The 7,417-nt window shown below is 48.2% G+C and carries 10 protein-coding genes; all 10 read left to right on the forward strand.

The window, feature by feature from the left end; genetic code table 11:
- A partial coding sequence (locus GRX31_RS29855; RefSeq protein WP_202396770.1) for an RHS repeat-associated core domain-containing protein occupies window positions 1–1,521 on the forward strand: 1,521 nt, incomplete at its 5' end.
- Window positions 1,521–2,024 carry a hypothetical protein gene (locus GRX31_RS29860; protein WP_160856171.1) on the forward strand — a complete coding sequence of 168 codons (504 nt, stop codon included), beginning with the start codon at window positions 1,521–1,523 and terminating at the stop codon, window positions 2,022–2,024. The genes GRX31_RS29855 and GRX31_RS29860, both read left to right, overlap by 1 nt.
- Window positions 2,025–2,133: 109 nt before the next feature.
- Complete coding sequence (locus tag GRX31_RS30720; protein ID WP_202396771.1) at window positions 2,134–3,330, forward strand: RHS repeat-associated core domain-containing protein; 1,197 nt, start codon at window positions 2,134–2,136, stop codon at window positions 3,328–3,330.
- Window positions 3,311–4,003 carry a hypothetical protein gene (locus tag GRX31_RS29870; protein WP_160856173.1) on the forward strand — a complete coding sequence of 231 codons (693 nt, stop codon included), beginning with the start codon at window positions 3,311–3,313 and terminating at the stop codon, window positions 4,001–4,003. The genes GRX31_RS30720 and GRX31_RS29870 overlap by 20 nt, the downstream gene beginning before the upstream one ends.
- 473 nt (window positions 4,004–4,476) lie before the next feature.
- The gene (locus GRX31_RS29875; protein WP_160856175.1) at window positions 4,477–5,376 is read left to right on the forward strand and encodes an RHS repeat-associated core domain-containing protein; all 900 of its coding nucleotides are present in this window, start codon (window positions 4,477–4,479) and stop codon (window positions 5,374–5,376) included.
- Window position 5,377: 1 nt separating this feature from the next.
- A complete protein-coding gene (locus GRX31_RS29880) occupies window positions 5,378–5,746 on the forward strand; it encodes a DUF7668 domain-containing protein (protein WP_158528289.1) in 369 nt (122 codons plus the stop codon).
- Between the two features lie 355 nt (window positions 5,747–6,101).
- Window positions 6,102–6,371 (forward strand): hypothetical protein, encoded by a 270-nt coding sequence (locus GRX31_RS29885; RefSeq protein WP_160856177.1) that lies wholly within the window; start codon window positions 6,102–6,104, stop codon window positions 6,369–6,371.
- Window positions 6,355–6,555 carry an immunity protein Imm33 domain-containing protein gene (locus GRX31_RS31220; RefSeq protein WP_442874101.1) on the forward strand — a complete coding sequence of 67 codons (201 nt, stop codon included), beginning with the start codon at window positions 6,355–6,357 and terminating at the stop codon, window positions 6,553–6,555. The genes GRX31_RS29885 and GRX31_RS31220 overlap by 17 nt, the downstream gene beginning before the upstream one ends.
- 184 nt (window positions 6,556–6,739) lie before the next feature.
- Window positions 6,740–7,102, forward strand: coding sequence for a hypothetical protein (locus GRX31_RS29890; RefSeq protein ID WP_160856179.1), 363 nt, complete (start codon window positions 6,740–6,742; stop codon window positions 7,100–7,102).
- An 87-nt stretch (window positions 7,103–7,189) separates the two neighbouring features.
- On the forward strand, window positions 7,190–7,417 hold a 228-nt coding region (locus GRX31_RS29895; protein WP_160856181.1), incomplete at its 3' end, for a transposase.

The following is a 7,417-nucleotide window of genomic DNA, read 5'->3' on the forward strand; positions in this document are numbered from 1 at the left end:
CACCGCGAACACCGCGAAGTGCGCCGCAGCCAGGGCGCACTGTCCAGCCGCTACGACTGGGATCCGGCCGGGCGCCTGCTGCGCCACCGCGCAGCGCTGCAAGGCAGCGGCCACGTGATCCGGCCCGGCAACTCCAACGCAACGCTGGAGCGTGGCTACGCCTACGACGCCGCAGGCCAGCTCATCGCCCGTGCCGACTCCCTGCGCGGCCGCCAGGACTTCCGCTACGACCCCACGGGCCGCATCCTAGCCAGCCTGCCCGCACAAGGCAGCCCGCTGGCCCGCGAACTGTTTGCCTTCGACCCCGCAGGCAACCTGCTGGACTCCCTACCCGGCAAAGACGGCCAGCCCGTGGACACCACTCTTGGCGTGGTGGGCGACAACCGCCTGCGCTTCTACCAGGACCTGCACTTTGAATACGACGTGCACGGCAACGTCACAAAGCGCACCCGGGGCAACCAGAAGGCCGGCACCCAGGAAGTGCTGGACCTGACCTGGAACGCAGACCACCAGCTCATCGAATCGAACACCACGCGCCATGGCGTCACCCAGGCCACGCGCTACGCCTACGACCCCCTGGGCCGGCGTGTCTCCAAGAGTGATGCATTTGGCAGCACCCACTACCTGTGGGATGGCGACCTCATGGTGCACAGCCAACGCGGTGCAAGGCAGGCTCTGTACATCTACGAGCCAGGCAGCTTTGTACCGCTGGCCACCATCCAGGGAGCGGGCGAGGAACACAGCACCTACTGGTACCAGTGCGACCAGATCGGCGCGCCACTGGAGCTGACCGACGAACAAGGCCAGGTAGCCTGGGCAGCGGACTACAAGGTCTGGGGTGAGGCGGTCATGCGCAGCGTGTTGCGAACCGGCACCGATGATCGGCCCGTCAGCGCACGGGCTTGGGGCTCAAAGCCTGTTGCACCACCTTCACCGCCGCCCATTGAGCAACCCTTCCGGTTACAGGGGCAGCAGTTTGATGAGGAGACGGGGCTGCATTACAACCGGTTTAGGTATTACGATCCTGTGGTTGGAGTATATGTTTCGCAAGATCCTATTAAGCTAGCGGGCGGTGTTAATTTTTATCGTTATGGAACGAATCCCGTAGTTTTTGCAGATCCTCTAGGCCTAGAGCCAGTAGCATTCAAGACCGCCGGCAAAACCCTATGCATAAAGAATAAATTTCCAGCCAATTCTCCGGCAGCCAAAGAACTACAAGAGTTCACAGATCGCTGGAACAAGCAGATTAATGCAAACGGTGGATCTATGACACGTAGAATACTGACAGAACAAGAGGAAAGAGAGTCTAGAAATTGGAAAAAAAGGATGCGCTGTCAATGTCCTGGAAATACGGTTGCTGGACATGTTCCAGATGCAGCAGCAGGTGGCCCGGCCATTCCTCTTGATTGGATGGCTCAAATGAAAGAGACAAATTCATATGTAGGAGGCATTGTATCCAAAATACCTGTAGGTTATACATACGATAGCGTGAAGCTTGTTGACAATTTAGGAGGCTGCTAATGCACAACACAACTTCTCTAATGGAAAAGTTATTCTTGAGAAATGCCAATGATCCTGAGCATGGCGATCAGGAGATTAGCGAAAAAGAGGATGATATACACGAAATCATGATGCTTGATTACAGCTTTAGAAAACTGTCTCCAATGCTGAAATTAAGGTTCGAATATGCAAGTAGATGGAAAAATGCCAACCTTGATCAAGACTGGTTAAGTCTTAAAGAAATATCTGACATATACAATAATGATATAGCAAAAGAGTGGATAAGTTTAAGAAAAGAAAATTGGTCGGAAACTCCTCCAGAAAGTATCTCAGCTAGCCACTGCACACTTTTTGCTCTGAATCCTTACGAGCCAGAGGAGGCTTATTTGGTGTGGGTTGAAGGAAATATTGAACCGCAAGTTTGGAGATACTTCGGTGCAGACTATAAAATGTTCTTTAACTTAGAAAGATTTTTAGAATATCTAGTTGGAGAAAGAGAGAAAGACGACACTGGTCGATACTGAGATATTGCACCTCTGATCTGCTCTTGTACTCATACTTTGCCGGCCTGCCCGTCGAGGGCAGATCGTAGGCAGCCTGCTGGACACCTCAACAGCTCTGGACGGCCAACCCGTGGGCACCACCCTGGGCGCCGTCGGCGACAACCGCCTGCGCTTCTACCAGGACCTGCACTTTGAATACGACGTCCACGGCAACGTCATCCGCCGCACCCGGGGCAACCAGAAGGCCGGCACCCAGGAAGTGCTGGACCTGACCTGGAACGCAGACCACCAGCTCATCGAATCGAACACCACGCGCCATGGCGTCACCCAGGCCACGCGCTATGCCTACGACCCCCTGGGCCGGCGTGTCGCCAAAAGCGATGCCTTCGGCAGCACCCACTACCTGTGGGATGGTGACCTCATGGTGCACAGCCAACGGGGCGCAAGGCAGGCGCTTTACATCTACGAGCCGGGAAGCTTTGTGCCGCTGGCCACCATCCAGGGAGCGGGCGAGGAACACAGCACCTACTGGTACCAATGCGACCAGATCGGCGCGCCGCTGGAGCTGACCGACGAACAAGGCCAGGTAGCCTGGGCGGCGGACTACAAGGTCTGGGGTGAGGCGGTCATGCGCACCGTGTTGCGGACCGGGACCGATGATCGGCCGATCAGCGCGCGGGCTTGGGGCTCCAAGCCCGTTGCACCGCCTCCACCACCGCCCATTGAGCAACCCTTCCGATTTCAGGGGCAGCAGTTTGATGAAGAGACGGGGCTGCATTACAACCGGTTTCGGTATTACGATCCGGTGGTTGGGCGGTTTGTTAGTCAGGATCCGATTGGATTAATAGGAGGAATCAATTTATATATATATGCTTCCACCCCTACGATATGGGCAGACATTCTTGGCCTAAGTTCTGTAAAACTTGGGAGAAGCCTTAGAAAAGCCGGGCGTCCTGCTCTACCTGACCAAAGTCCACATCATATTGTTCAAGAAAAATGCAATAAAAATGAACATGTAAAGAACTCGCGCGCAATATTAGCCAGGAACAACATTGGAATTGACGATGCGGCTAATGGCGCAAGATTATGGGGAACGAGACCATCTCAAATTGCAATGGCAAATCATCCAGGCCAGATTGCAAGCATTGGAGCCGGCACTTATCACGCCGGATCTCATGTACATAGTGATATGAATGATAAACTTATATACCAAATATTGAAAGGCGTGGAGAAGCGTGGTGGCAACGTTGAAGCGGCCCTAGAGGATATTGGAAGACGATTAGAGAGCGGAAGTTGGAAGGCAACTTTTGCTTGCTGCTGCTCATGAAGGAATAAATATGTTGATAGATAATCCAGAAATTAAGCAACGGCTAGAGATTTTGCTAAATAATTACCAAGACACAGCCGCCAGAATTCTAAAAAATGCAGAAATTAAAAACCTACCAATAGTCAATGAGTGGAAATACTCAAAGGGTGATTTATACAACCCCATTCCATATCGCAGTGAAATGGATGGATTCAGGACGCCAAGATCTTTGAACAAAAAATATGAATCACCTGAAGAGGCAAGTGAGAAAGGATATTTTGCAAGCGGATTCAGCAATGGTCAATTGAAAATCATCAGATCGCCGCGAGAGAATCAATGTAACTTCGTCTCTATAAGTATATATGATGAAAATCTATTTTCCGAACTAAGTAACGTATATCACATTGATTTTTCAATAAATCCCCCTGGAAAAAATCTTCCTCGTTTAAATGGATATGGTCATATTTCAAAAAAAAACGATGACACGATATTAAATATAACAGTCGGCAGAGGAAAAAATTACTCAATAAATTCAATAGAATTGAAAGATGGTATCCCCATCAGAGAATTGGCCTATGCGTCTGGATGGGATAATGAGGTGGAATATCAATTTAACTACAAAAACAATGAACTAACCAATATAACCACTCTGGCAAAAGAAGGTGGATTTGCAATTGTTTGGAATAAAAATTAATTTACAATGACGCATCATTAATATATAATGAGATATTTTAAAGATCATTATATCTGATTAAGTATTTCTAAACTTTATTTTACCAATAAATATCTTATTTATAGAAATTCATAGAATGAAATGTATTTTTAGCGATAGCCTATGAGATATCACGCCCACAATACGATTTGTAGTAGGTGATAAATCTTTGGGAAAGATATTTATTTTTCTTAGAAAAGAAAAATTCTAATTTTGCAAAATTATCCGCGAATGCATTTTCTAGAAAATGCAACTTCTAATAATTCATAGCACACTCCAAAATATAATTATTCAAAAATGAGAGAATAATATAAAACTATTTTTTAAATCACCAGAACTCCGCCCGAGCCGACACCCTCCGCGGCCGCCAAGACTCCCGCTACGCCCCCCTGGGCCGGCGTGTCGCCAAAAGCGATGCCTTCGGCAGCACCCACTACCTGTGGGATGGCGACCTCATGGTGCACAGCCAACGCGGTGCAAGGCAGGCGCTCTATATCTACGAGCCGGGGATCTTTGTGCCGCTGGCCACCATCCAGGGAGCGGGCGAGGAACACAGCACCTACTGGTACCAATGCGACCAGATCGGTGCCCCGCTGGAGCTGACCGACGAGCAAGGCCAGGTGGCCTGGGCGGCGGACTACAAGGTCTGGGGTGAGGCGGTCATGCGCAGCGTGTTGCGAACCGGCACCGATGATCGACCCGTCAGCGCACGGGCTTGGGGCTCAAAGCCTGTTGCACCACCTCCACCGCCGCCCATTGAGCAACCCTTCCGCTTCCAGGGACAGCAGTTTGATGAGGAGACGGGGCTGCATTACAACCGGTTCAGGTATTACGATCCGGTGGTGGGGAGGTTTGTTAGTCAGGATCCTATTGGTTTAGAAGGTGGAATAAACCTATTCTTGAATTCGAACAATACAACCGGATGGATTGATCCATATGGCTTGGCACCGTTTAAACCCTGTCCCTGCACTTGCAAGAAAATATTGGATAACATGAAAGCGAATGGAAGAGACTACGGTGCAAAATCAAATACAGCCAAAGATGGTCATCACATTATCCAAGATGCAGCTGCTAAAACCATACCGAAATATAGTTATACAGGAGCACCAGCCATACAGTTAGGTGGACCTTCTACAAAAATTGGATCTGAACACTATATTGCAACGCAAATTCAACGTGAGGCAGGGGGTGGAACATACGCTGCTGAAAGAAGAATAGGATACAAAGCAATTAGAAAGGCTGGATTGACAGAAGAGGAATCAAAATGTTTATTCCTAATGCATGTCGATCCTTATTTCAACAACCTTGGGGTTACATCAACAACACCCATGCAAACTGTAGCAAACAGGAGATGAAATGAATGAATCATACTTGAAAAATAATCCTAGAATCATTTCCAATATAAAGTCAATAATAAAAGAAATGGCTAATAAAAATTATGACGTATTGCATACAAAAAACCTGCTAGGTGATGCATCGCCACAGGAATATATTGAGCGTTCTCATGACATCTTTCGCGGAAAATTAATTACAATACCACCCGACGATGCATTGCAGAAATCATACGTATTTGACCTTCCCAAAGATCCTAATGATAAATACGCCATCGATGTATTTCTGTGGAGCAACGGCGAAGAAAGTGACGCTGTGGCAACCTTTTGCGTAAGAAGAAATCCTAAGTCCGATGCCCAAGCAGTTTATCTCTATGACCTAAAAATTCCATAACACTGCCGGATATACGCCCCCCGCCGGCCGTATCTTCGCCAGTCTCCCCTTCCAGGGCAACCCATGAGCCGGGAAATTTTGTGCCACTGGTCATCGTGGGCTTGATCAACTCGGCCTTGCAGGCGCCACTACGGACTCGAAAGGCGACACGACAATTACAGCGGACTATGGAAATCCAGATAAAGCACCTTTGAGCCAAAGCAAGGAATTGGGGAATATCAAAGACTAGGCCCTTATGGTCCAACGACACAACAGACAGCCGCTGTACAAAGACAACCTTGTGTAGTTTGTGGCCGCATTGAAGCAAAAATGGTAGCCGACCATATTGATCCACTTGTTGTGGAGCACTATCGAGTTGGAACTTAAGTTTTTTCAGTTCAGTCACACTATCCCTCATGCTCTAAAACTCAAGACGGACAAGCATCTGCATTCTCTAAATGTATGGCTGAAAAATATGAACAACCATAGCAATCTCAAGTCTCTTCAGAAAGAAAAATGTATCCTAGCTGGATCTCCAGAGTCTTATCCGGATGAGAGTTTACAAATTGGTATAGCATTGCAAACAAGAGGAAAACAACCCATAACAGGAATGAGAGCCAATCCTGAAAATGGGACTGCTGGCTGATATATTTGGGCAGGAGATTATTCTGAAGATCCTGATTTTTTTTCAGCCAATACACATTGGCCACGTCCCAGATGTATGGCCCGCACTAATGCCGTACTTGGCTCTTGCACCAGGTTATAGATTTATCATTGACGACGAGGGTTACGAGGATATTTGGCATGAGCCAGTTATTACTAAGAAATAAGGACCTTCTGCAAAATTCAGCTCTCCGAAACCTCAATCCCATCCAGCCAGCTTGATACGAATCATGATTAGCTGAAAAATTTTTCATCAAATACATCAATCATCAAAAAATTCACCAAAACCAGTAATGAAGCATATTCTTTCATTTCACTGATTTTCACTTCAAACACTATTTAAATCCTCCAATGACTAGACAAGATATCTTAAGAGAATTTGGGAAGACTTTCATTACAGAGACAAGAGACTCCGCCATCGACAGAGTTTTTGATTTGATACACGGAAATCTCAACACGCCTGAGTCCCTCAGATCTAGAGATTTCTATCTTTCTCTTTCGCAAGATCAAAAAGATGATTTCAAATATCTTGCGATCCTGGCTGTCGACTCTGCCATCTTCAGAGTACTCAGAATGACTGATCAAGGGATGATCGATATTAAATTCAACGATAGTGAAAGCATAGCTCAGCTAAGTGACGGTCTTGCTGGTGAGTTGTTTGGAGATAATGGCTGGATGAAAGAATTCAGTACCTACCCATCCACGACAATGTAGTTTCAGATATCGATGCGCCTTAATCCTTAGAGTGGCTAACACCACTTCGTCACAGGCCCCCGCAGAGCAGTTATGCTCGCTGCCCTCATGGCACGACGACCTGTAAGCAAAGAACTGTGGCGACAGCTACAACCCCTCATCCCTGCCTTCGTACCTTCCGCCAAAGGCGGTGCGCGCAAGCTCGCAGTCAGCGATGAAGCCGCCCTCAACGGCATCCTGTTTGTGTTGCAAACAGGCATTCCGTGGGAAGACCTTCCCCAATCCCTTGGGTACGGCAGCGGCATGACTTGCTGGCGCCGCCTACGCGACTGGAAC

The organism is Delftia sp. CH05 (assembly GCF_009827015.1).
GTDB lineage: Bacteria > Pseudomonadota > Gammaproteobacteria > Burkholderiales > Burkholderiaceae_C > Comamonas > Comamonas tsuruhatensis.